This window comes from Alteromonas sp. Cnat2-8, assembly GCF_022348355.1.
In the GTDB taxonomy this organism is placed as follows: Bacteria; Pseudomonadota; Gammaproteobacteria; order Enterobacterales; family Alteromonadaceae; genus Alteromonas; species Alteromonas macleodii.
In genome coordinates this window covers 319,838-341,745 of the sequence record NZ_JAKREX010000005.1, presented here as the reverse complement: position 1 = coordinate 341,745, position 21,908 = coordinate 319,838, and the positions used below count along the sequence as shown (strand labels likewise).

Below are 21,908 nucleotides of genomic sequence, written 5' to 3'. Positions count from 1 at the left end.
GGCTTGCTATTTACCTTCTGAAGAGAAACGCGCAATCACGGTTTCAATAACATCGGGTTGATAGCCTAAGTTACGCAAAACTTGTTCCAGCATATTCGTTTTCTTGGCAGTATTGTTATTAGTTACCACCCAGAACGGGCTATCAGGGATAGCTTTAGGATTAGTACTGCTGCCGTTTTCCAACAATGCCGCCTTACTTGTCGCAAAGTACGTACGGTTTTTACCTTTTATACTTTCAACACGAGTAAAGTTTTCTGCATTAAGCTTGTGCGCTGCACTTAAAACAAACAGGAATTGATCAACGCGCTTGGTAAATGTGCCTAATGCATCTTTTGACACCGCTTCAAGAATGTCTCTTTTCGAGTGAGATTCTGTTGCTGGCGTTATTGAAGAAACTTCCGAAACCTTTTTAGCTGCCCTTGAGCTCGCAGGCGCTTTTGCTGCCGTTGCTTTAGCTGGAGCTTTCTTCGCTGCAGCCTTTGGCGCTGCTTTAACTGCTGAACTGGATGTCGCTTTGGTGGGTGCTTTGGCTGGTGTTTTAGTCGCCACTTGAGTTTCAACTTCGGGTGTTGACTCACTTGCGTTATCTGCGGTTTCTACAACGCCTGTACTTTTTGGTTCGCTTGTTTTTACAGATGTAGATGAAGCCCCACCATGCTGGACACCGTGGGACACGGCACCGTCTTCAGGCAAAAGTAAACGTCTTAAAATTTGTGATGCACTCTCACCAATATGCTTCGTTTGGCTGGCGATGAAGGCATATAAATCGTCATCTATTTCAATGCTTTTCATAACTACTTCCTTTTTAAGAGGCACCATTATAGACAACACAGATAAACTACGCAGCACTTAATAACAGATGTTTTGCGGGAATCTATGCTAATAAGGCAAGAAAGTGACGTTTTACTGCTTCCCATCCCGTCGTATCTGCTGTCGATAAAGTCCATGTAAGCCGTTTTTACTTTTTTTAAAATAGACGTCGCCTTAACAACATTAAGAACATAGGAGAAACAACGCAACGAACCATCAAGTCGCTGATATACCTGCGTATAAAATTTAACAGGTAATTCAATAGAAAGCCTTTCACTATCGTTGCTATTATTAAGAAGTAGTGACCTTCGAAACACCACATTGTCGGCACTCGTTACCGTTCGCTAAACATGTAAGCTAGAACATGAACTCAGACATGAACTTAAACATCATTGCGCAACATCCTTAGAAAAGCCTTAATCGCTTTCTCACTGTTTAATACGTAGTGTGACAGAGTAACTTTAAACTTAAGTGACAATCATATGCGCCAAGATATCATTAACGTACAGCGGGCTCTTAGTCAGAAAATTATTGGTAAAGATCACCAATTAAAACTCGCAATAACTTGTTTACTTGCCAATGGCCACTTATTAATTGAAGACTTACCGGGAATGGGTAAAACCACCCTTTCTCATGCGCTTTCCCAAGTTTTTGGCCTACAATATTCTCGCATTCAATTTACTTCTGACTTACTCCCATCAGATATGTTGGGCGTAAACATTTTTCATAGTAATGAACAAGACGAGGCAAAGCGCTTTTCGTTTAGACACGGCCCTATTTTTAGCCAAGTGGTGTTAGCGGACGAGCTAAACAGAGCCAGCCCCAAAACACAAAGCGCCCTGTTAGAAGCGATGGAAGAGCGACAAGTAAGTATAGATGGTGTAACCCACGCGCTACCCTCTCCATTTTTTGTTATTGCTACACAAAACCCAAGCTATCAATCGGGCACTTATCCCTTGCCAGAGTCCCAACTCGACCGTTTCTTTATGCGTATCTCTTTGGGCTATCCAGCGTGGGAAGCAGAAAAAGCCATGCTATTGCAACAGGATGCATCAGCACCGCTTGCACAAATACTAAATGAGGAGAATTTGCGCGAGATGCAACGAGAGGTAGCCACTATTCATACCAGCGATGCCATTATTCATTACATTCTAAGATTGGTGAGTGAAAGTCGAGAAAGTAATGATTACCCTAACCCCCTATCGCCACGAGCGAGTAGAGCGATACTACAAGGTGCCAAAGCTTGGGCGTTTGTTTCCGGAAAATCATATGTTACTCCCGAAGATGTACAGGCCGTCTTCGTGGCCATTACCGCTCATAGGCTAACATTGTCTTCACATCAGTTGGCACAAGGGCAGCAAACCCATGCTTTTGACGGTGAAAAACTGAGCCAGAAATTACTCGATAGTATTGACCCACTGGCAGCCTAGCATTCATGAATTTTCGGAGCGCTAAAGGTGCGTAGAATGCCAGCTTCACTTTCGAATTACCTACAACGTAGGCTATTAAAGTGGTTAGACAGGCGAGTTCCGGCTTCTCACGAACATCACCTCAACTTAAACAGTATTTTTATATTGCCGAGCGGATTCGGTTGGTCTTTTATTATTCTATCGCTGTGTTTGTTTTTACTTGGCACTAACTACCAAAACAACTTGATGTTGCTGCTTAGCTATTTGTGCTTAAGCATTATGCTATTAACGCTGTTTTACACTCATCAAAACTTTGCGCGTTTAGCGCTTAAAGCGACGCCCCCCAGTCCATTTCACTGTAACTTACAGGGTGAATTGCAGCTTCAGGTTATCCCTCACGCGGCAGCGCCAACGAAAACGTGCAATGGTGTATTAGCAATAAAGTGGCTAAATACAGCGCGCCCCATGGAAACCGCTGTTCATGCAAGCAATCAAGACACCTCAGTGGATCAGCAGACGTACAGCTTTTCTTTAAACGACAATGAAGTTACGGATACAAGACAAACGCAAACCCTCAGCGTGCCTCTTCCAATACCAGTACGGGGGCGATTTGCACTGGGCAGACTAACCATTGCATGCGATTTTCCGTTGGGATTATACAAATGCTGGACCCACCTCGATTTTGACCAACAGGTTACTGTCTATGCAAAACCTCAAGAAGGTCCGGTCACTGTTAATAAGGTAGCGAGTTCTAATGAGTCGGATAGCGTCAGTCAGGTTAACGACCTTACAAGTAACGAGGACTTCTACGCATTAAACGATTACGAAGTTGGACAGCCGCTTAATCGCGTATCGTGGAAGCATGTGGCGAAAAACGGAAATTGGGTTTCGAAATCCTTTACCTCCTTGCAAAGCGACAGTTTTGTACTTTCAGTTCCCTCAAACATCGATGTGGAAACTGCCGTGTCGGCACTTACCTATGCAACATTGTCTTGGACAGGCGCAGACCGGGTATTTGGAATACAGTACAAAGGGCTTAACATTGCCCCTGCTCGCGGGGTAAAACATAGGCACGAATGTCTTAGTGCACTTGCTTGTTTGAATTCGCATTCATCACAAGCTTCTTCAACCTCAAATAAAACGGTCTCAATATCTTCCATAAAGAGTGAAAGAGCGAGGTCAACGAAATGAACTCCGCTATCTTAAGCCGTTTATCACAATTAACCGTTGTTAAAAGCGTGTTTAGCCAACCAACGTCCGTGGCTGTGCTTATGCTCTGCATAGCATTCTCTTTTATTCTTTTCACTCTCACCGCGCCGCTTATGACATGGGTAATCATGCTAGGCGGATGCGCAGTGATAGTAAGGACGGCAGGCCTTAGTGCGTTGAATAGTTTGCCAACATCACGCACGGTTAATCTACTGGCGATATTGGCAGTGTTCGCATTATCGTGGTTTGGCTTCTCAGTAGGATTGCTTGATAGCATGATCAACCTATTGACCGTCGCGTGCGCGCTCAAAATCATGCTGGTTGAGAAAAAACGAGATTTTCACTTAATTGTATGTACCTGTTTGTTCTTGATCGGCTGCGGATTTATCTCGTCTCTAAGCGTATTTGCGTGGATTGGCTATACAGGAATACTGGCCCTGCTGCTATTCGCGACTGCCATTTATCACGGTGCAGGAATACCCAAATCAAAAAGCATTAAATTCGTGACCGTGCTTATTGTCCAAGCTTTCCCTATCGCGCTGCTACTGTTTTTACTGCTTCCCCAACTCCCTCCGCTTTGGCAGATGCCCACGTCAAAGTCGACTGAAACCGGGCTTTCTGACACGGTGACGCCTGGTGATATTGCGTCACTTGCAAGTTCATCTGAATTGGCTTTCAGCGCCACATTTGAAAACGCAGAAGCAGTCCCTGTTGCACCGTCCAGGTATTGGCGCGCTATGACCTTAGAACATTTTGACGGGAAAACCTGGTCTATTAGCAACAAACGCAAACAGGCAGAGCAGCAGTTAGCTTACATGGGCAAGCCAACACCCTTGTCAGCTCTGGCCGAGGAAAATACGCCTCAAGTGATAAGTTATGAATTGATCGTGGAACCCACACAGCAAACGTGGCTGTTTGCGTTAGCGCCTTCGACCCCCAACAACCGCGAGAACAGTATTTTCGTAAGAAGTCTTTTTGATTTTACGTTAAGGGCGAATAGCCCAATATCCAGTAAGAAGGCGTTTTATCTGCGCTACTATCCAACTGCTCAAATCACTAGCGGAATAGGAAATTTTGAATCTCAACTAAACCTACAGGTTTCCATGAGTGGCAACCCACAAGCCAGGGCATGGGGACAGAGACTTGCCAAACAATACTCAAGCGCACAGCAAATAGTTAGCGCAATAATGCGTGAATTTAATCAAGGGGGCTTCCGCTACACCCTATCGCCGAACGCCATGCCTACCGACCCCATCGACCGTTTTTTATTTGAAGAACGCTCAGGTTTTTGTGCCCATTACGCAGGCGCCATGGTGTATGTGCTTCGCGCCGCAGGGGTACCGGCAAGAATGGTGACAGGCTACCAGGGCGGAAGCGCACTTAATGACAATGTGCTGCAAATAAGGCAGTACGATGCACATGCGTGGGTGGAAGCATTTATTGATGGTGTATGGATTCGACACGACCCAACGAGTATGGTGGCACCGTCACGCTTAACCTTCGGGCTTGAACGTGCGTTGGAAGAGCTTGGGGAGTCTCGTGAAGCGAGTATTTTGGGCGACCTTAGCAACGCTGCCATTTTTGCAACGTTACAAAGCTGGTTTCAACAGCTCGATTACTCATGGAGTAAATGGGTACTGGGCTTTGACAATACTGCGCAAACCAACATGCTTGAAGAATTACTAGGCTCGCTAACGCCGCAAAAAATGCAAGTTGTATTTCTTTCCGCCATTGGCCTAATTGGGCTTATTTTAGCACTTTATTTTTTACCCAAAACGCATCGCAACACACGGTCGCCCTCACACAGAGTTTTACTAAACGCAATAAAATGCGTTGAAGCTAAAACAGGAAAAGAAAGAGGGAATAAAACCTTGTCCGCCTTTATGAGTGAAGTTAATCCTTTGATAAACGAAGATGCTACCAAGGCACTAAGACTACTGTGTGAACTATTTGAGCATGAAAAATACGCACACCGAACACAAGAGGCAAAAGTTTATCCAACCATGAAGCGTCAGCTAAAAATGTTAAAACAGGCATTAAAGTAGGAAATAGTAAAACCGATTGCACCTTAAACACTCACACTCCCCCCTTTTTAGTGCAGACTAATTAATAGTGCCTTGGCGCAAGCGACTATCAACACAGCCACGAATTTACACAAGCCATTGTTTTAAATAGCAATAAATAACACGTTTAGGTACATTTTGGTTATTGGCACTTTTTTAGCTTTGTACAAATGGATAACAAAAGTACGAAGGCGCTTATACAAGTATTAGTTGCCAACGGGCTTTAGAGTACAAAGGCGTACACATAACCGACGGTTTATTTGTTAGCTACCACAATGCATGAGTTTCGGACAAAGGCGTCCCCAGTTCTTTCTTACGAGAGCGCTGCGGACGCCTTTTTTTGATCTTCTGGAACGCATTGAAACAGTAAACGCCAACACACAGATGACAACTTATTAATAACGACAACGTGAGGTGAAACCATGGCTTATCTTCTCCCCGCTGAGTTTGCAACCAAGATGGTAGATGCAGGCGAAGCCAAAATTTATATGTCTACACGAGATACTCTTATTCGCGCTTATATGGCAGGTGCAATATTGGCCCTTGCCGCTGTTTTTGCCGTTACCATTGCCGTTCAAACCGGCGTGTTTCTTCTTGGCGCAGTGTTATTCCCAGTGGGCTTTTGTATGCTCTACCTTATGGGGTTTGACCTATTAACCGGCGTGTTTGTACTTACCCCACTCGCTTGGCTTGCACAGCGACCTGGCGTCACGCCAAAACAAATTCTACGGAATTGGGGATTAGTATTCTTAGGTAACTTTGGTGGCGCATTAACCGTGGCCTTTATGATGTCGTTTATTTTTACCATGGGGTATAACGTGGATGGCGGTGCCATCGCGACTAAGGTAGCCAGCATTGGCGAAGCTCGTACATTGGGCTACGCAGAACACGGCGTTGCAGGCTGGTTCACCATTTTTATTCGCGGCATGTTGTGTAACTGGATGGTGTCGCTAGGCGTAGTGGGTGCAATGATTTCAACTCACGTTAGCGGAAAAGTACTAGCCATGTGGATGCCAATCATGCTGTTCTTCTTTATGGGTTTTGAGCACTCAGTAGTAAACATGTTCCTTTTCCCATTTGGCCTTATTATGGGCGGCGACTTCTCGGTTATGGACTACTTCATTTGGAACGAGATCCCAACTGCACTTGGAAATCTTGTTGGTGGCCTCGCCTTTACTGGACTAACCCTGTACACCACCCACGTTAAGACGCTACCCAAACGTACTATCCCTGTTGATAAAGCCGCTGCATCGCAAACACTGCCTATTTAATTAAGGCGCTTATCTTAAAGCCATCATGCCTTGTCCCTACAAGACACGTCATGATGGCGTTATCCGTTTCCTTGGAAATAACTAATTGGGCTCATAATTAAATATGCAGGTAAGAAGCAATTAAACATGAATGAGCGAGCCGCGTTAAACGCCCCAATTAACCCACCAGCTAACACGCTCAGTGTAAGTGCATTTTCTACAGCCGGCGTTAAAGCGATAAACCAAGATGCATACGCTTTCCATGTCTCTGATAACCCAAATCAAAGCAGCGTTTTTGTTATCGCTGACGGTGTAAGTAGCAGTACGGTTAGCCAGGTTGCTAGCGACTTTGCTACCAGTCAGTTTATTAAACTGTTTAAAATAGCGCCGGAACAATGGTCGGTTAAGACGCGCGCTGAAACCATTATTAAAGAGATAAACGCGTTGCTTTACACACGTACGCAAAGAAGTCCCTTTTGCTATACACCAGAAAAAGGTTATGTGTGCACGTTAACAGTGGCAGTGGTAACAGGCAATCACATGGATGTATTTCATGTGGGGGATTGTCAAATTCAGGCTATTTCTAAGAACGCACAGTCGCCTGTCTTACTCACAAAACCTCATCGTCAAGTATCGGAAAGTGAGCCTTCGCAGAGTTATCTTACTAAAGCATTAGGCGTTCAAGCACATATAGATATCGACCACACAACACTCACCCTCAACTCATCGAGCACGTTTTCGATAAGTAGCGACGGCGTTTATGAGTTTGTTTCGCTACCCACCATTCTTATGAAAATCAGTGAGGCCGATACGCTTTCTGAAAACCAAGCTGCGTTGGTAGTACATGAGGCATTTACTAGAGGAAGCGATGACAACCTCACCTTACTTCTCGTAAAGGTTCTTGTAGCTAGCCATGATGGCCTAGACGATCACAGACACCCACTGTATACAGGCGTTTCAACTTCACCTCATTCATCTGTACTTAACAGGCCGTTGGGCAACCAACTGATAACCAATTCTGAGGTTTCTGATGCTGCGATTCATTACTCAAATCAGCAGTCTGATGAACATGTATGCGAAGAGCCTGCTGCCGCAAACTTTAAGACGGGTGATGATGTTGATGGACTGAAGCTAGAACGACAGCTTTATACGTCGGCCCGAAGCCATGTTTTTATTGCCACCAATTCGTCTTGTGAAGCTACGCACAGAAACAGCCCTGTGGTTGTAAAAACGCCGGCTACCGACTTTACCCTATCACCAGAAATGGTAAATGGGTTCCTAATAGAGAGCTGGTTTTCGAGACGGATTAATTCGGCACACGTTATTAAAAGCCCAACGTTTACTGATTTGGGTCTACCGTACTCTCCTTCTGCTTTTTACAGCGTAAGTGAATATGTACAAGGTCAAACGCTAGCTCAATGGGCTGTTGATAATCCTACGCCGCCATTAGAGCAAGTTAGAAATATAATCGAGCAGGTTGGTAAAGGTTTACAGGCAATGCACCGTCAGGGCATTGTTCATAGGGATATACGCCCTGACAATATTATTATTAGCGAACAAGGGCACTGTACTATTATAGATTTGGGTTCAGCAGCCTTAGCCGATGCACCAAGCCTCTATAGTGACACACCTATTCCTGGCGCTGCACTTTTTTCCGCACCTGAATACTTTTTAGGAAATGTAGGCACAGAGCGCTCTGATCTGTTTTCCTTAGCCGTACTCACCTACTATCTCTTGTGCGGGCGTTACCCCTATGGCACAAAGCTCGCTCACTGTCGCACGTTGGCCGAGCAGAAAAAGTTAAAATACCAAACCGCATTGGCTCCTAATCGGCCAATACCTAATTGGGTTGATAGCGCTCTTAAACGTGCTTTGCATGTGAACCCTGACAAGCGATTTTCTTCACTATCTGAGTTTCTTTTTTCGCTTCGCTACCCAAATCCATCACAACATACGGCATACGAGCCGTTAGTAAAACGACACCCTCTTTTTGTGTACAAGGTGCTAATACTGGTACTTATTTTTAGCAATCTAGTTACGCTCATTTTGTTTAACTAACCCTTTAAGGAAATGTAAATGATTACATCGAGAACCCAAGTTACCGACATGATCCAGTCAGCCAAAATTTTAAAAGGCATAAAGTGGAGCCAGATTGCCGAAGTTGTTGGTCAATCAAAAGAATGGAGTACAGCAGCTTGCTTAGGACAAATGGCCATGACAAAACAGCAAGCTGAAGCCGTGGGTGAGTTACTTGAGCTTACCGACGAAGCGATTGCCTGGCTTCAAATCGTGCCTTACAAAGGCTCGTTACCCACAGAAGTCCCTACCGACCCACTTATTTACCGCTGGTATGAATTGGTGAGTGTGTATGGCACTACATTAAAGGAATTAATTCATGAAGAGTTTGGCGACGGCATCATGAGTGCCATTGATTTTTCTATGGATTTACAGCGCGAAAACGATCCTAAAGGTGACCGTGTCAGCGTAGTTATGTCAGGTAAGTTTCTGCCATATAAGATGTACTAAACGTATTTCAGGATGGGACACTCGACATAAAAAAAGCCGGTCATGCGACCGGCTTTTTAGTATTTCTTGAAGCGTAAGCTAACCCAAGGTCAGCTTACGTTCGCAAAGGCTAATTACTTAGCAGCTTTACGCGCTTTCGCTTCTTCAATTACTTTGTCAGCTACGTTCTGAGGACATGCTGAGTAGTGGCTGAATTCCATAGAGAACTGACCACGACCAGATGTAATAGTACGTAGGTGACCGATGTAACCAAACATCTCAGATAGAGGTACGTCAGCCTTGATGCGAACGCCAGTAGCGCCAGCTTCTTGGTCTTTGATCATACCACGACGACGGTTAAGGTCACCGATTACGTCACCAACGTTGTCTTCTGGGCTGAACACGTCAACTTTCATCACAGGCTCAAGAATTTGAGGACCTGCTTTTGGCATTGACTGACGGAATGCACCTTTAGCTGCAATTTCGAACGCGATTGCTGATGAGTCAACTGCGTGGAAACCACCGTCGAATAGCTCAACTTCAACGTCTAGTACTGGGTAGCCCGCTAGAGGACCTACTTCCATCATACCTGCAAAACCTTTTTCGATTGCAGGGAAGAATTCTTTAGGAACGTTACCGCCCACAACAGTAGATGTGAACTTGAAGCCAGAGTTAGTTTCGCCCGGACGGATGCGGTAATCAATCTTACCGAACTGACCAGAACCACCAGACTGCTTCTTGTGCGTGTAGCTGTCTTCAACTGCTTGTGTGATAGTTTCACGGTAAGCAACTTGAGGTTGACCAACTTCTAGCTCAACGCCGTAAGTACGCTTCAAGATGTCTACTTTGATATCTAGGTGAAGCTCACCCATACCTTTAAGGATGGTTTCGCCAGAATCTTCGTCAGTTTCAACTTGGAAAGATGGGTCTTCTGCTACTAGTTTACCGATAGCGATAGACATCTTTTCGTTAGCGCCTTTGTCTTTTGGCTTAACAGCAATCGAGATTACTGGCTCAGGGAAGATCATTGGCTCTAGTGTACATGGGTGCTTAGGATCACATAGTGTGTGACCAGTTTGTACGTTCTTCATACCAACAACAGCTAGGATGTCACCTGCTTGTGCTGAAGTAAGTTCAGTACGTTCATCAGCGTGCATCTCAACCATACGGCCGATACGCTCAGTTTTACCCGTTGCGCTGTTAAGAATAGTGTCGCCTTTGTTTAGCTTACCAGAGTAGATACGGATAAACGTAAGGGCACCGAAACGGTCGTCCATGATTTTGAACGCAAGTGCACGGAACGGCTCGTCAACAGATACTGTTGCAACTTCACCAGTAGGCTCACCCGTTTCTTCGTCAGTTAGATCTTGTGGATCAACTTCTGTTGGAGACGGAAGGAAGTCTACAACCGCGTCAAGAACTAGCTGAATACCTTTGTTCTTAAATGCAGAACCACAGTATGTTGGGAAGAACGCTAGGTCACGAGTACCTTTACGGATACAACGCTTGATGTCTTCTAGAGACGGCTCTTCACCATCCATGTAAGCCATCATTAGGTCGTCATCTTGCTCAACAGCAGTTTCGATTAGTTGCTCACGGTACTCGTTAGCCTTATCAACCATATCTGCTGGGATATCTACAACTTCGTAGTTTTCAGGAAGACCTGAATCGTCCCAGATGTACGCTTTCATGTCTAGAAGGTTAACAACACCTTTAAACTCGTCTTCGATACCGATTGGAAGCGTCATTACTAGTGGGTTAGCAGCAAGTACTTTCTTAACTTGGCCAACTACACGGTAAAAGTCTGCACCCATACGGTCTAGTTTGTTTACGAAGATTACACGCGCAACTTCTGATTCGTTAGCATAACGCCAGTTAGTTTCTGACTGAGGCTCAACACCGCCAGAACCACAGAATACACCGATACCGCCGTCTAGTACTTTAAGTGAACGATATACTTCAACTGTAAAGTCAACGTGTCCCGGAGTATCGATGATGTTCATGCGATGATCTTTCCAGAAACAGGTTGTTGCCGCTGACTGGATGGTAATACCACGCTCAGCTTCCTGCTCCATGAAGTCAGTTGTTGATTCACCATCGTGAACCTCACCAGTTTTATGGATTTTACCAGTAAGCTTCAAGATACGTTCTGTTGTGGTAGTTTTACCCGCGTCTACGTGGGCGAAAATACCAATGTTTCTGTAATGAGATAAGTCTGACATTAGTTCACTTTCATTGGTTCAGAGTAAAAAAACGGCCGGATTATAAAGGATTTCTATACCAGATTTACACCTTTTTTAGCATAAACCTTAAATTCGTTTGCTAAAATCCGCGCCACCATCAATTCTTTTCTTTAAGTATCAATAACTTATTAATTAATGACACTTTTTTGAAAAATAACAAAATCACACCTCATCTTTTGAAGTGCGAACAATTGTTACTGTAACTTCATCTCTGTCGTGGTAGAGATGCCTCACCTTCACCGCAAATGCATCTTCCAAGGCATTTAATCGGCCTCTTAGCAACGTCATGGCTTCAACTACAGTTTCATAACGTTGTTTCATAGGTAACTTTAAATTGAATATTGCGTGCGTTGCCCAGTGCTTAACTAACCAATCACCCATCAATTTAGCTACCCTATCGGGTTGCTCTATCATATCACATACCAGCAAATCTACACGACCAAATTGTGGTCGATAGGTAAACCCGTCTGCCGCGTGATGTTCAACCAAGCCCGTGTTCATTAAACTATCGGCTACAAGTCCATTGTCGATAGCTTCAACATACATTCCGCGTTTCACCAGCTGATATGTCCAACCACCCGGGCATGCACCTAGGTCCACGGCACGTCCACCGCTTCGAAGTACCTTAGCCTGCTGTTTGTCGCTCAGCATATTCACTAAAGCATCTTCAAGTTTAAGCGTCGAGCGGCTCGGCGCATCACTTGGGAACTTTAACCGGCAAATACCCAAGTGATCGCCACTAGCATGACTGGGTAATGTATAGCCAATATAGCAAATCTCAAATGACTCAAAGAAAATATGTAGCTTTGGTTTACCTAAATTTTCCTTTGCGGTGAGCCATCCCGCTTTTCTTAGGGCTTGGCGAAGAGGAACAGTAAACTTTCGGCAGAACTTTGCGAGGGTTTTACCTTCTTCTGTATCTGGGTATTCGACGTCTATGGCGCCAAAAATTTGAAATGGTTTTTCTACCTCTTTCAAAGCCTCGAGCACTTGCCCTACCCTGTCCTCTTTCTCTATATCGTTTAGCGTGGCAAAAACAGCCACCAGTTGACGAGGGAAGATACTGTCGTGAACAGCAAACTGGGTAATGGTTTGCTCAAGCTGCGTGGCATCATATAAATGATAAAGTACAAAGCCACTGTTCTTCTTAGATACTGGGTAGCCATAACACTGGGCTTCACCGTAACGAGAGGTAAGCTCGTTAGCCGTATCGTTTTCATAACCAGGTCGGCAATAACCTAAAATACTGGTGTTAGACATTACCTGCCCCCGGCATGTGGTGAGTTTTGTTCTGCTCTTCTATTTGTTGCTTGTTTAAATCATGACCCTTTATCAGCCCAATTACTAACAACACCCAACCGATAATAAAGAACATGCCACCCAAAGGGGTTATCGGGCCAAACCATTTTATGCTGCTTATTCCTAGCGCGTATAAACTTCCACTAAACAACACCGTACCGGTAACGAAACAAAACGCTACCCGATTTGCCCACGTCGATGAGACAACGCCTGACAGCGCAGGCAAAATCAGCAAGGCTAATGCGTGATACATTTGATAACGCACGCCAATTTCAAACGTGTTGAGCTGCTGTGCAGTTAAGACGCTTTTTAAACCATGTGCGCCAAACGCACCTAGCACGACAGAAAGGCCCGCTAGCAATGCGCCAATAATAAGATAAGGTTTAGCAACGGTGGCAAACCTAAATTTTTCAGTTTTCATTAAATTAGTCTTTCGCTCTGATTTCTAATTAACCATTAATTATTTAAATGGGCTTCAATAAAAGAAGCGGTAAGCGTGGCAGCGGTAACAATATGTTCTTCCTGCGTTTTGCCACTTGCTTTGCGAGGCTTAAAACTGTGATCGCCGTCGTCTAAGTAGGCGCATTCAATGTCTGTAGATAATACGCTGCGCTTTTTGTAATCCTCTACTTCGCTCTTTGTACCATAGGTATCTCGTTCACCCTGAATAATAAGCAAAGGCTTAGACGCCGTTTGCAGATGTTCGGTTCGTGTTTTTTCTGGCTTACCAGGAGGGTGAAACGGATAGCCCAGCGCTATCGCGCCTTTTACATTGCTCACCGCTTCGTACACCATGGTCGCCATACGCCCGCCCATCGACTTTCCACCGATGAACACAGGCAAGTTATGCAAGTCTTTGTTATCTTTGCTGCAGGTTTCAATCACCGCAGTAAAATGTGACATAAGTTTATCGACTTTATCGGGAGGCCTACGCTTACCGGTAGCTTTTATGGTTTGCATATAGGGAAAGTTAAAAAGAACGGTTGATATACCTCTAGCAACAAGTTCCTTCGCAATGTCTTGCATGAACTCATGTTCCTTACCGGCGCCGGCTCCATGGCCTAGTATCAAACACGCTAAGGGCTTATCGGCTTCATGCAATTCAATGTCAAAACTAGGCTGTTCAGCAATGGTGTTCAACTTAGTCATATTACAACAAGTCCTCTTGTTCAGCTTCGACCAGCGCTAAAATCCAGTCCCTAAATGCCGCAATCTTACCTAGTTCAGCCTGTGATTCCTCACACACGAGATAAAACGCATCGCGACTCTCCACTCGTTCTTCAAACGGCATAACTAGCCTTCCCGCTTCAATTTCCGGCCTTGCAAGTACCGTGTTACCCAACGCAATGCCTTGACCGAGTGCAGCGGCTTGCAAAACTAGCATGGAGTGACTGAAAACCGGTCCTTGGTTAACGTTTACGCCAACCACACCTACATGCTTCAACCAATTTTTCCATGCAGTACGGCTTAAGTCGTGAAGCAACACGTGGTGCCTTAAGTCAGACAGGCTGGATAAAGGTTTGGGGCCTTGAAAAAGCATTGGAGAGCAAAGCGGAGTTAGAAACTCTCGATGTAGCTGGTCGGCTTGAAGACCAGCCCAACGACCTTTACCGTAATATATCGCAACGTCTACATCGTCTTCTAAGAAGCCTTCATCGAAATCAACTGCCTTGATGCGTACGTCGATGTCTGGATGCGCCAAGCTAAACTTATGAATACGGGGTACCAGCCATTGGCTCGCAAAGCTGGGCGGCATCGCTACCGTGATAGCACCTTTACTGCCCTTCGCAAGTAGCCTTTCTGTCGCATCTTGTAAGTTTTTGAAGATATCTTTTAGCTCAAGAAAATAAGCTTGACCTTCTTCGGTTAGAAGCAGGGTTCTATTTCTTCGAAGAAATAGCTTCATCGATAAGAAATCTTCAAGCGCTTTTATCTGGTGGCTAACGGCAGCTTGCGTAACAAACAGCTCATCGGCAGCCTTAGTAAAGCTCAAATGGCGAGCAGCCGCTTCAAACGATTTCAAGGCGTTGAGAGGGGGTAAACGTCGATGCATATATCGTTTTTAATCCAGTGTGACCGAAGCATGACAAATTCATTAGTTTTTCTAATGACAACCCATACTTTTACTCGTTTTATTTTTCACCACCCACTGACTATAATTTACCCGAAATTAAAAAAGAACATTTAATTTCAGCATTTTATGATGAACATTTGTTAAACATTTTAACATTCATCAACAATTATTTAATTATTTTTATTAGGTGTGAAAATGAAAAAATTACTTTTAGCTAGTGTTTCTGTAATGGCTTTTGTAAGCGCTGCTGCAAATGCTAACGCACAACCAGAAAAGATCAATCTACAATCGTTAATCAACACAGCAATGACCAGCGTAAAAATGGCCGAAGTACTGCCAGAAAACGATGCGCACATTGTTGTGAAAAAGCAGTCTAAAGCGATTTTAGCTGAAGAGACGCAAGTTCAGCTTCACAAGAACTTATTAGCAATGACAAAAGGTGAAGAGCGCGTAAACGTTTCTGAAGCGGAATAAGCAACTCACACACCTGATACGCATGCCGGTGCTTGCACCGGCATACGCCATCAAATACTAGCTTAGGTATTACTTGTATCTAACGCGTCAAAACCTTTCACCAATTCATCTAGTGCTTTCATCTGCTGCAAGTAAGGCTCTAATTTTGCCAACGGCAGTGCGCAAGGCCCATCACATAGTGCTTCATCTGGGTTAGGATGCGCTTCTATAAATAGCCCTGCCAAACCTAATGCCATACCACTTCTGGCCAACTGTGCAGCTTGCGCTCTACGACCATCTGCAGACGTCGCTCGGCCACCCGGCATTTGAAGTGCGTGAGTCGCATCAAATATTACTGGGGCATATTCTTTCATTGCGTCCATGCCAAGCATGTCCACAACTAAATTGTTATATCCAAAGCAGCTACCACGCTCACAAAGAATAACCTTATCGTTCCCCGCTTCGCCTAGTTTTCCTATGATGTGACGCATTTCATGCGGTGCTAAGAATTGAGGCTTTTTCACATTGATAACGCTACCGGTTTTTGCCATTGCAACCACAAGGTCGGTTTGGCGCGCCAAGAAAGCAGGCAGTTGAATAACATCCACCACTTCAGCTACGGGAGCTGCTTGGTGCGGTTCGTGCACATCAGTGATAAGCGGAACGTTAAAGGTCGACTTAATTTCTTCAAAAATACGCAACCCTTCTTCCATGCCAGGCCCACGGTAAGAAGTCACAGATGAACGGTTCGCTTTATCAAACGAGGCTTTAAAAACGTACGGAATATTGAGCTTTTGCGTTACTTCAACATAGTGTTCTGCAATACGCATAGCGAGATCGCGAGACTCAAGTACGTTCATTCCACCGAACAGAGCAAACGGCAAGTGGTTGGCAACGTCAACGTTACCTACATTAATAATCTGTTGAGATTCAGACATTATCTATTTCCAATTAAATCTTAAAAAAGAGGTTGTTTGGTTACAGCAACCATAGCCGTTGCCATAAGCACAACAAGCGCTGCTACGAAAAAGCTCCATTTGCCTAACGCTGTTTTGGCTTTTTTCAATGCAAACAATCCAAACACTATGTACAGCACCACGCCCACAACTTTAAATGTGAGCCATGCATTAACTAAAGGATATTGAGACAAAATAATGCATAGCCAAATTGCGCTGGCTAATAGCACGCTATCAATGATATGAGGGAGAATTTTAACCCATTTTTTGCTAAGTGCTGTAGCGTCGAATTGACTCCATATAAAGCGAAAGACAAAAAATAATATGCTCAAGCCAACGGCGGTCATGTGAAGGTGTTTAGCCATCATGTACATAATGTGTTCCTGTTCTTATTAGATAGTAAGGCTGCTTCTGGTTACTTTAACACAGGTGTTAATTAAGCCGATTTAGTTTTACAGCAATGCAAAATTCAACAGACTCAGAATACGAGTAGCAGACTCAAAAAAACAGGTGCATGTAGCACCTGCCTTCGTTTTAATTATGGCGCCTGTTTAGAGGCTGTTATTGTAACGTATTACAGTACGTAAATAACGGAGAAATAAATCATTATGCGTCAGGGAATTGAGCTTGAATTGCCATAAAGGCCGGAAGGTCATTTAGCATACACTGAACTAAATCAGGGTCGAAGTGCTTGCCACTTTCCTCTTTCAATACGGCTTCAACCTTATCAATTGTCCACGCTGGCTTATACGGCCTTGCGTTTAACAGTGCATCAAACACATCAACTAACGTGGCAATACGGCTTTTTATATCAATTTCTTCGCCTTTAAGCCCGTCTGGATATCCCTTTCCATCCCAGCGTTCGTGATGTTGCTTTGCTAACATTGCTGCAAGTTGGATAGTGGGCCGGCTTGAATCTCGCAAGATCTGGTAACCAAATTCAGCATGCTGACGTATTTTAAATACTTCCTCTTCGGTTAACGGCGTCGTTTTGTGCAAAATAGATTTAGGCACTATAGACGTCCCAATATCATGGAGTGGCACGGCAAGGCGTAATGCGTGGATGTCTTGCTCGTTCAGCCCAACCTTTTCTGCCAACAGTTGCGCCATTTCAACCATTCTTGTGAGATTATTTGATGCATTTGACTCATGCTCTAACGCTCGACCTAAACGCTCAATTATTTCTTTCTGCGTCGCTTCAACATCTACGGTTTTAAGTACGTTGTCAAAAGCAAGCTGAACACTGTCTGAAAAGCGTTTTACCAGATGACGATCACTTTCCCCTATTCGTCTCGGTAATCCTGACAAGTACAAGAGTGCGCCATTGTGGCTTTTACTGTTGCAATAAGCCACAACGTGATCTTCTGCATAAACAATTTGCTTATCGCGCATGGCTCTTGCGCACAGGGCATATTCTTGTGCGCTAATCGCGTCTTTTAAAGGCACCCCTTCCTTACTGGCGTACTCACCGTTGCCAGCAAAAACATATAGTTCGTCGTCACCCAGTTTGTTGTTGCTGGTATTAATAGTACGCGATGTAGTTGCCACCGCTGTAGTAATGTAGGCTGCATCCTTTGAACAGCCCAGAATAGACGCCAGCTGTTGAATGATGCCCTGCATGAACTTTTCGAGGGAACGGGAGGAAAATAAATCCACAGACGCATCTATAATTTTTTCAAGGCCGCGTCTATTTTCTTCGATAACGATAATATCTCGATATGAGCGGAGCGCTGCAATGATAACAGTAAAAAGTTTTTGCGCGGTCAGTTCGGTTTTCGACTTGTAGTCGTTGATGTCGTAATTAATGATGACATCTTTTTCAGGGGCTTGGCCAGGTTGTCCAGTACGCAAAATAATACGCGTGAAATGATTGTCTAATTCGTTACGAACATACTCCGCCACTTTAAGACCGGCGTCATCAGTCTCCATAACAACATCAAGTAACACAACGGCGATATCATCATGGGTTTTGAAAATGGCCTTCGCTTCCTCTCCGCTATAGGCACTAACAAACTCAAGGGTTTTGCCATTTAAACTAAAGTCATTTAGCGCCAGCTTGGTAACGGCGTGTACTTCGGGTTCATCATCAACAATGAGTACTTTCCAGCTACCCAGATCATCTACTTCATTTTCATCGTCATCTTCTGCGAAAAGAAAGTCATCATTCATCTGGTACGTCCTGTAGTGTAAGAGATTGTTTAACTTAGTGCTTTTTGAGGTCTTACAACCGCTTAATAGATACTAATGTAAAACAAAATATTAGCAAGTTTGCAATTAAATTTTGATAACTACAGAAAAGATAACTTCTTTGGAGGTTAAAACCTACTGCCACTGTCCTAGCGTTACACGGTCATTGTTGCCGTAATCTTTAACAGTTTTGACGTCTACAAATCCCGCATCTACGAGCAAAGCGTTAACCGCAACCCCTTGGTCAAAGCCGTGTTCGAATGCAAGTAAGGCACCTTTATTGAGATATTGCGGCGCGCTATTGATGATGTGTTTTATGTCGTCTAGGCCGTCAGTGCCCGAGGTTAATGCTGTTTTAGGTTCAAAACGCACGTCGCCCTCATTAAGGTATGGACTGGATTCTTCTATGTAAGGTGGGTTTGAAACAATAATGTCGAAGGTTTGACCTGCCAGCGCACTAAACCAGTCACTTTGCACAAAATGCGCATTGGCTATGCTATTAGCTTGAGCATTGCGGGTAGCAAGCTTCACCGCCCCCGCTTGGTAGTCTACGCCAGTAACGGATGCTTCTGGCAGTTCGCTCGCTAATGCCAACGCAATAGCGCCCGTACCGGTTCCCAAATCACAGATTGATAAGGGTGCAGAGGATTGTTGATTTGCCCAATTAAGCACGTGCTCAACCAATACTTCAGTATCCGGTCGTGGAATTAAGGTATCTGGCGAGGTAAACAGTGACAGGGTCCAGAAATCACGCTTGCCGATAATATACGCCACGGGCTCACCCCGTTTACGCTTGGCCACATCCGCTTCAAATTGCGCTTTCTGGGCGGCGTCCAAGGTTTTATCAGGCCATGTGAATAGATAAGTTTGTGACTTACCTAGAATGTTCGCCAACATGACTTTTGCATCAACAGAGGGTGACTCCCCACCCTCTAGTTGTTCAGCAGCCCATGCTAAGGCGTTGTCTATGCGCATTGTTTTTCTATAAACAGTTTGTGTAACAAGACAGCGTTATTCGTCAGACAGAGAGGCCAGCAGATCGGCCTGATGCTCTTGCAAAATTGGGTCGATAAGCTGCTTAAGGTCACCTTCCACCACTTCGTCTAAACGATAAATAGTCAGGTTGATACGGTGGTCGGTTACACGTCCCTGCGGGAAGTTATAAGTACGAATTCGCTCGGAGCGGTCGCCGCTACCGACTAGGCTCTTACGAGTAGAAGCCTCTTCTGCTGCTCGCTTCTCTTCTTCAATCTGATTTAAGCGCGCTTGAAGTACCGACATCGCTTTCGCACGGTTTTTGTGCTGTGAACGCTCGTCCTGACATTCCACTACCAAGCCTGTTGGCAAGTGGGTAATACGAATCGCCGAGTCGGTTTTGTTAACGTGCTGACCACCCGCACCTGATGCACGGAAGGTATCGATGCGAAGCTCTGCAGGGTTAATTTCAATTGCCTGCGACTCTGGAATTTCTGGTAATACCGCCACAGTACATGCCGAGGTATGGATACGGCCTTGTGATTCGGTTTCTGGTACACGCTGTACGCGGTGACCGCCCGACTCGAATTTCAATACGCCGTACACGCCATCGCCGCTAACATTCGCAATGACTTCTTTATAACCGCCATGCTCGCCTTCATTGGCGTTAACCAACTCTACACGCCAGCCACGACTTTCGGCATAACGGCTGTACATGCGGAACAAGTCACCTGCGAATATTGCCGCTTCGTCACCACCCGCACCAGCGCGAATTTCCAAGAAACAGTTGTTATCATCGTTAGGGTCTTTTGGCAGGAGTAGCACCTGAAGTTCAGTTTCAAGGCGTTCAATTTCCGCCTTGGCATCTTTCATCTCTTCCTGCGCCATCTCGCGCATGTCGGCGTCGTCTTCATTCAGCATTTCCTGCGCTGAAGCCAAGTTTTCTTGTGCTTGCTGATAAGCATTAAAGCCTGCCACTACATCTTCTAGCTGACTGAACTCTTTTGACAAGTTGCGAAACTTATCCTGATCGCCGATAACTCCAGGGTCGCCTAACAACGCCTGAACTTCTTCGAAACGCTCGACTAAGTGTTCGAGTTTCCTAACTACCGACTCTTTCATATGCTTCTTATTACCTTATTTATTATCGTCTGACGAAAAGTCAGATAAATCTAATGCCTGTCCCATCCATCGGCTCAATGCCGGGTCATCGTGCATGGCAGCCTCGCGTAACGCTAAGGTTGTTGGGTGCAATAGCGTATTGGTTAATTTATACGCCATTTCTTCTAATACCGTTTCGGCATTTTTACCTTCCGCTAATTGCGCTTTGGCTTTTTCCACAATATCGTCACGCTGTGCCATGCCTTTTTGGCGATACTGTCTTACTAAATCTATCGATTGCTGCGACTGCTTCCACGTCATGTAGTCGCCAGCTTGTTTGTCTATGAGCTTTTCGGCTTCTTTTGCTGCTTGCTCGCGGTTTTCTAAATTCTTCTGAACAATATGCTGCAGGTCATCAACAGTATAAAGATAGGCATCGCCTAGCTCGTTAACCTCTGACTCAATATCTCGTGGTACCGCCAAGTCCACCAAAAACATCGGCATATTTTTGCGCTGTTTAAGGGCTTTCTCCACCATCCCCTTGCCAATTAAGGGCAGTTGGCTAGCGGTAGAGCTTATCACGATATCAAAGTCTTTTAAGTGCTCTGGCACTTGCGATAAGGTAAACACACTCGCATCTAGTGTTTCGGCTAAGGCCTCTGCGCGGGCTACGGTTCTATTCGCCACCGCCAAACAGCTCACGCCCTGCTCTTTCAAATGTTGAGCCACAAGCTCAATGGTTTCGCCAGCTCCCACTAATAACACTGAACGTTTTGGTAGTTCAGCGAATATATGCTTGGCCAACTGAACGGCTGCATATGCCACGCTTACCGCGTTTGCACCTATATCTGTTTCACTGCGAACTCGCTTCGCCACCGAAAACGTATGTTGAAACAGCTTATCAAATTCGCTGCTCACCATACCTGAGTGTTTTGCATCACCAAACGCCTGCTTCACCTGACCTAAGATTTGAGGTTCACCCAAAATCAGTGAATCAAGTCCGCTGGCTACACGCATAATGTGCTTTACCGCTTCATCCTGCGCGAGCACATAGCTGTTATTGGCAATCTCTTCTACATCCAAGTGATGGAAGTCACTTAACCATTGTAGAAGCTTTTGGCCGGTGTCGTCTTGAGTATTGACGTATAGCTCAGTGCGGTTACAGGTCGATACAATGACAGACTCATCTACGCCTTCCAGCTTTTTTAAACTCGCAAGCGCTTCCACCAGAGAATCTGGTGTAAAGGCCACTTTTTCGCGAAGTGCTACTGGTGCTGTTTTGTGGTTAATACCGAGGGCGAGTAAAGTCATTAAAATCTGTGCTGGCAACGTCGGAGCGGCATTGTACGAAAAACCCAAAATGATTGAAAGTGT

General features: G+C 44.9%; 19 protein-coding genes. 7 read left to right on the top strand and 12 right to left on the bottom strand.

The features are described 5' to 3' along the window. Positions 1 to 6: 6 nt before the first annotated feature. Positions 7 to 792, bottom strand: coding sequence for a replication initiation negative regulator SeqA (gene seqA / locus MHN00_RS15105; protein WP_239301635.1), 786 nt, complete (start codon positions 790 to 792; stop codon positions 7 to 9). 500 nt (positions 793 to 1,292) lie between these two features. Between seqA and MHN00_RS15100 the strand changes: the two genes are divergently transcribed. The 6 genes from MHN00_RS15100 (at position 1,293) to cynS (ending at position 9,267) form a co-directional block, all read left to right on the top strand. After that, entirely contained in the window at positions 1,293 to 2,240 is a 948-nt protein-coding gene (locus tag MHN00_RS15100; protein ID WP_101564052.1) for a MoxR family ATPase, read from the top strand. Positions 2,241 to 2,276: 36 nt separating this feature from the next. After that, positions 2,277 to 3,410: a DUF58 domain-containing protein gene (locus tag MHN00_RS15095; RefSeq protein ID WP_101564051.1), complete on the top strand. Its 1,134-nt coding sequence runs from the start codon at positions 2,277 to 2,279 to the stop codon at positions 3,408 to 3,410. Then, positions 3,407 to 5,473 (top strand): DUF3488 and transglutaminase-like domain-containing protein, encoded by a 2,067-nt coding sequence (locus MHN00_RS15090; protein WP_239301634.1) that lies wholly within the window; start codon positions 3,407 to 3,409, stop codon positions 5,471 to 5,473. The genes MHN00_RS15095 and MHN00_RS15090 overlap by 4 nt, the downstream gene beginning before the upstream one ends. Before the next feature lie 440 nt (positions 5,474 to 5,913). Next, positions 5,914 to 6,762: a formate/nitrite transporter family protein gene (locus MHN00_RS15085; protein WP_014949030.1), complete on the top strand. Its 849-nt coding sequence runs from the start codon at positions 5,914 to 5,916 to the stop codon at positions 6,760 to 6,762. A gap of 126 nt (positions 6,763 to 6,888) precedes the next feature. Continuing rightward, positions 6,889 to 8,799, top strand: coding sequence for a protein phosphatase 2C domain-containing protein (locus MHN00_RS15080; RefSeq protein ID WP_239301633.1), 1,911 nt, complete (start codon positions 6,889 to 6,891; stop codon positions 8,797 to 8,799). A gap of 18 nt (positions 8,800 to 8,817) precedes the next feature. Next, complete coding sequence (cynS, locus tag MHN00_RS15075) at positions 8,818 to 9,267, top strand: cyanase (RefSeq protein ID WP_014949029.1); 450 nt, start codon at positions 8,818 to 8,820, stop codon at positions 9,265 to 9,267. Positions 9,268 to 9,380: 113 nt separating this feature from the next. Here cynS and fusA read toward each other — a convergent pair whose 3' ends face one another. The 5 genes from fusA to MHN00_RS15050 form a co-directional block, all read right to left on the bottom strand. Then, positions 9,381 to 11,468 (bottom strand): elongation factor G, encoded by a 2,088-nt coding sequence (fusA, locus tag MHN00_RS15070; protein WP_039225640.1) that lies wholly within the window; start codon positions 11,466 to 11,468, stop codon positions 9,381 to 9,383. A 183-nt stretch (positions 11,469 to 11,651) separates the two neighbouring features. Next, positions 11,652 to 12,749: a 23S rRNA (cytidine(2498)-2'-O)-methyltransferase RlmM gene (gene rlmM, locus MHN00_RS15065; protein WP_239301632.1), complete on the bottom strand. Its 1,098-nt coding sequence runs from the start codon at positions 12,747 to 12,749 to the stop codon at positions 11,652 to 11,654. Then, positions 12,742 to 13,209 carry a DUF423 domain-containing protein gene (locus MHN00_RS15060; protein WP_239301631.1) on the bottom strand — a complete coding sequence of 156 codons (468 nt, stop codon included), beginning with the start codon at positions 13,207 to 13,209 and terminating at the stop codon, positions 12,742 to 12,744. Before MHN00_RS15060 ends, rlmM begins: the two co-directional genes overlap by 8 nt. A gap of 35 nt (positions 13,210 to 13,244) precedes the next feature. Continuing rightward, complete coding sequence (locus MHN00_RS15055; protein ID WP_239301630.1) at positions 13,245 to 13,937, bottom strand: alpha/beta family hydrolase; 693 nt, start codon at positions 13,935 to 13,937, stop codon at positions 13,245 to 13,247. Between the two features lies 1 nt (position 13,938). Continuing rightward, complete coding sequence (locus MHN00_RS15050; protein WP_014949024.1) at positions 13,939 to 14,841, bottom strand: transcriptional regulator GcvA; 903 nt, start codon at positions 14,839 to 14,841, stop codon at positions 13,939 to 13,941. 216 nt (positions 14,842 to 15,057) lie between these two features. Between MHN00_RS15050 and MHN00_RS15045 the strand changes: the two genes are divergently transcribed. Further along, positions 15,058 to 15,336, top strand: coding sequence for a hypothetical protein (locus MHN00_RS15045; protein ID WP_014949023.1), 279 nt, complete (start codon positions 15,058 to 15,060; stop codon positions 15,334 to 15,336). 62 nt (positions 15,337 to 15,398) lie between these two features. Here the strand turns inward: MHN00_RS15045 and kdsA are convergent, their stop codons facing one another. From kdsA to hemA, 6 genes are all read right to left on the bottom strand, one after another. Further along, positions 15,399 to 16,253, bottom strand: a complete 855-nt coding sequence (kdsA, locus tag MHN00_RS15040) for a 3-deoxy-8-phosphooctulonate synthase (protein WP_061485402.1) — start codon at positions 16,251 to 16,253, stop codon at positions 15,399 to 15,401. A 20-nt stretch (positions 16,254 to 16,273) separates the two neighbouring features. After that, entirely contained in the window at positions 16,274 to 16,639 is a 366-nt protein-coding gene (locus MHN00_RS15035; protein ID WP_239301628.1) for a SirB2 family protein, read from the bottom strand. Between the two features lie 238 nt (positions 16,640 to 16,877). Next, entirely contained in the window at positions 16,878 to 18,440 is a 1,563-nt protein-coding gene (locus MHN00_RS15030) for a response regulator (RefSeq protein ID WP_014949020.1), read from the bottom strand. Between the two features lie 153 nt (positions 18,441 to 18,593). Continuing rightward, positions 18,594 to 19,433, bottom strand: coding sequence for a peptide chain release factor N(5)-glutamine methyltransferase (gene prmC / locus MHN00_RS15025; RefSeq protein ID WP_239301626.1), 840 nt, complete (start codon positions 19,431 to 19,433; stop codon positions 18,594 to 18,596). Positions 19,434 to 19,469: 36 nt separating this feature from the next. Further along, positions 19,470 to 20,555 (bottom strand): peptide chain release factor 1, encoded by a 1,086-nt coding sequence (gene prfA / locus MHN00_RS15020; RefSeq protein WP_168463541.1) that lies wholly within the window; start codon positions 20,553 to 20,555, stop codon positions 19,470 to 19,472. Between the two features lie 15 nt (positions 20,556 to 20,570). Beyond that, positions 20,571 to 21,845: a glutamyl-tRNA reductase gene (gene hemA / locus MHN00_RS15015; protein ID WP_014949017.1), complete on the bottom strand. Its 1,275-nt coding sequence runs from the start codon at positions 21,843 to 21,845 to the stop codon at positions 20,571 to 20,573. Positions 21,846 to 21,908: the final 63 nt, after the last annotated feature.

Bases quoted from the DNA above. Each gene is read 5' to 3' on its own strand.
- seqA (WP_239301635.1), bottom strand. From the start codon at position 792: ATGAAAAGCATTGAAATAGATGACGATTTATATGCCTTCATCGCCAGC.
- MHN00_RS15100 (WP_101564052.1), top strand. From the start codon at position 1,293: ATGCGCCAAGATATCATTAACGTACAGCGGGCTCTTAGTCAGAAAATT.
- MHN00_RS15095 (WP_101564051.1), top strand. From the start codon at position 2,277: ATGCCAGCTTCACTTTCGAATTACCTACAACGTAGGCTATTAAAGTGG.
- MHN00_RS15090 (WP_239301634.1), top strand. From the start codon at position 3,407: ATGAACTCCGCTATCTTAAGCCGTTTATCACAATTAACCGTTGTTAAA.
- MHN00_RS15085 (WP_014949030.1), top strand. From the start codon at position 5,914: ATGGCTTATCTTCTCCCCGCTGAGTTTGCAACCAAGATGGTAGATGCA.
- MHN00_RS15080 (WP_239301633.1), top strand. From the start codon at position 6,889: ATGAATGAGCGAGCCGCGTTAAACGCCCCAATTAACCCACCAGCTAAC.
- cynS (WP_014949029.1), top strand. From the start codon at position 8,818: ATGATTACATCGAGAACCCAAGTTACCGACATGATCCAGTCAGCCAAA.
- fusA (WP_039225640.1), bottom strand. From the start codon at position 11,468: ATGTCAGACTTATCTCATTACAGAAACATTGGTATTTTCGCCCACGTA.
- rlmM (WP_239301632.1), bottom strand. From the start codon at position 12,749: ATGTCTAACACCAGTATTTTAGGTTATTGCCGACCTGGTTATGAAAAC.
- MHN00_RS15060 (WP_239301631.1), bottom strand. From the start codon at position 13,209: ATGAAAACTGAAAAATTTAGGTTTGCCACCGTTGCTAAACCTTATCTT.
- MHN00_RS15055 (WP_239301630.1), bottom strand. From the start codon at position 13,937: ATGACTAAGTTGAACACCATTGCTGAACAGCCTAGTTTTGACATTGAA.
- MHN00_RS15050 (WP_014949024.1), bottom strand. From the start codon at position 14,841: ATGCATCGACGTTTACCCCCTCTCAACGCCTTGAAATCGTTTGAAGCG.
- MHN00_RS15045 (WP_014949023.1), top strand. From the start codon at position 15,058: ATGAAAAAATTACTTTTAGCTAGTGTTTCTGTAATGGCTTTTGTAAGC.
- kdsA (WP_061485402.1), bottom strand. From the start codon at position 16,253: ATGTCTGAATCTCAACAGATTATTAATGTAGGTAACGTTGACGTTGCC.
- MHN00_RS15035 (WP_239301628.1), bottom strand. From the start codon at position 16,639: ATGATGGCTAAACACCTTCACATGACCGCCGTTGGCTTGAGCATATTA.
- MHN00_RS15030 (WP_014949020.1), bottom strand. From the start codon at position 18,440: ATGAATGATGACTTTCTTTTCGCAGAAGATGACGATGAAAATGAAGTA.
- prmC (WP_239301626.1), bottom strand. From the start codon at position 19,433: ATGCGCATAGACAACGCCTTAGCATGGGCTGCTGAACAACTAGAGGGT.
- prfA (WP_168463541.1), bottom strand. From the start codon at position 20,555: ATGAAAGAGTCGGTAGTTAGGAAACTCGAACACTTAGTCGAGCGTTTC.
- hemA (WP_014949017.1), bottom strand. From the start codon at position 21,845: ATGACTTTACTCGCCCTCGGTATTAACCACAAAACAGCACCAGTAGCA.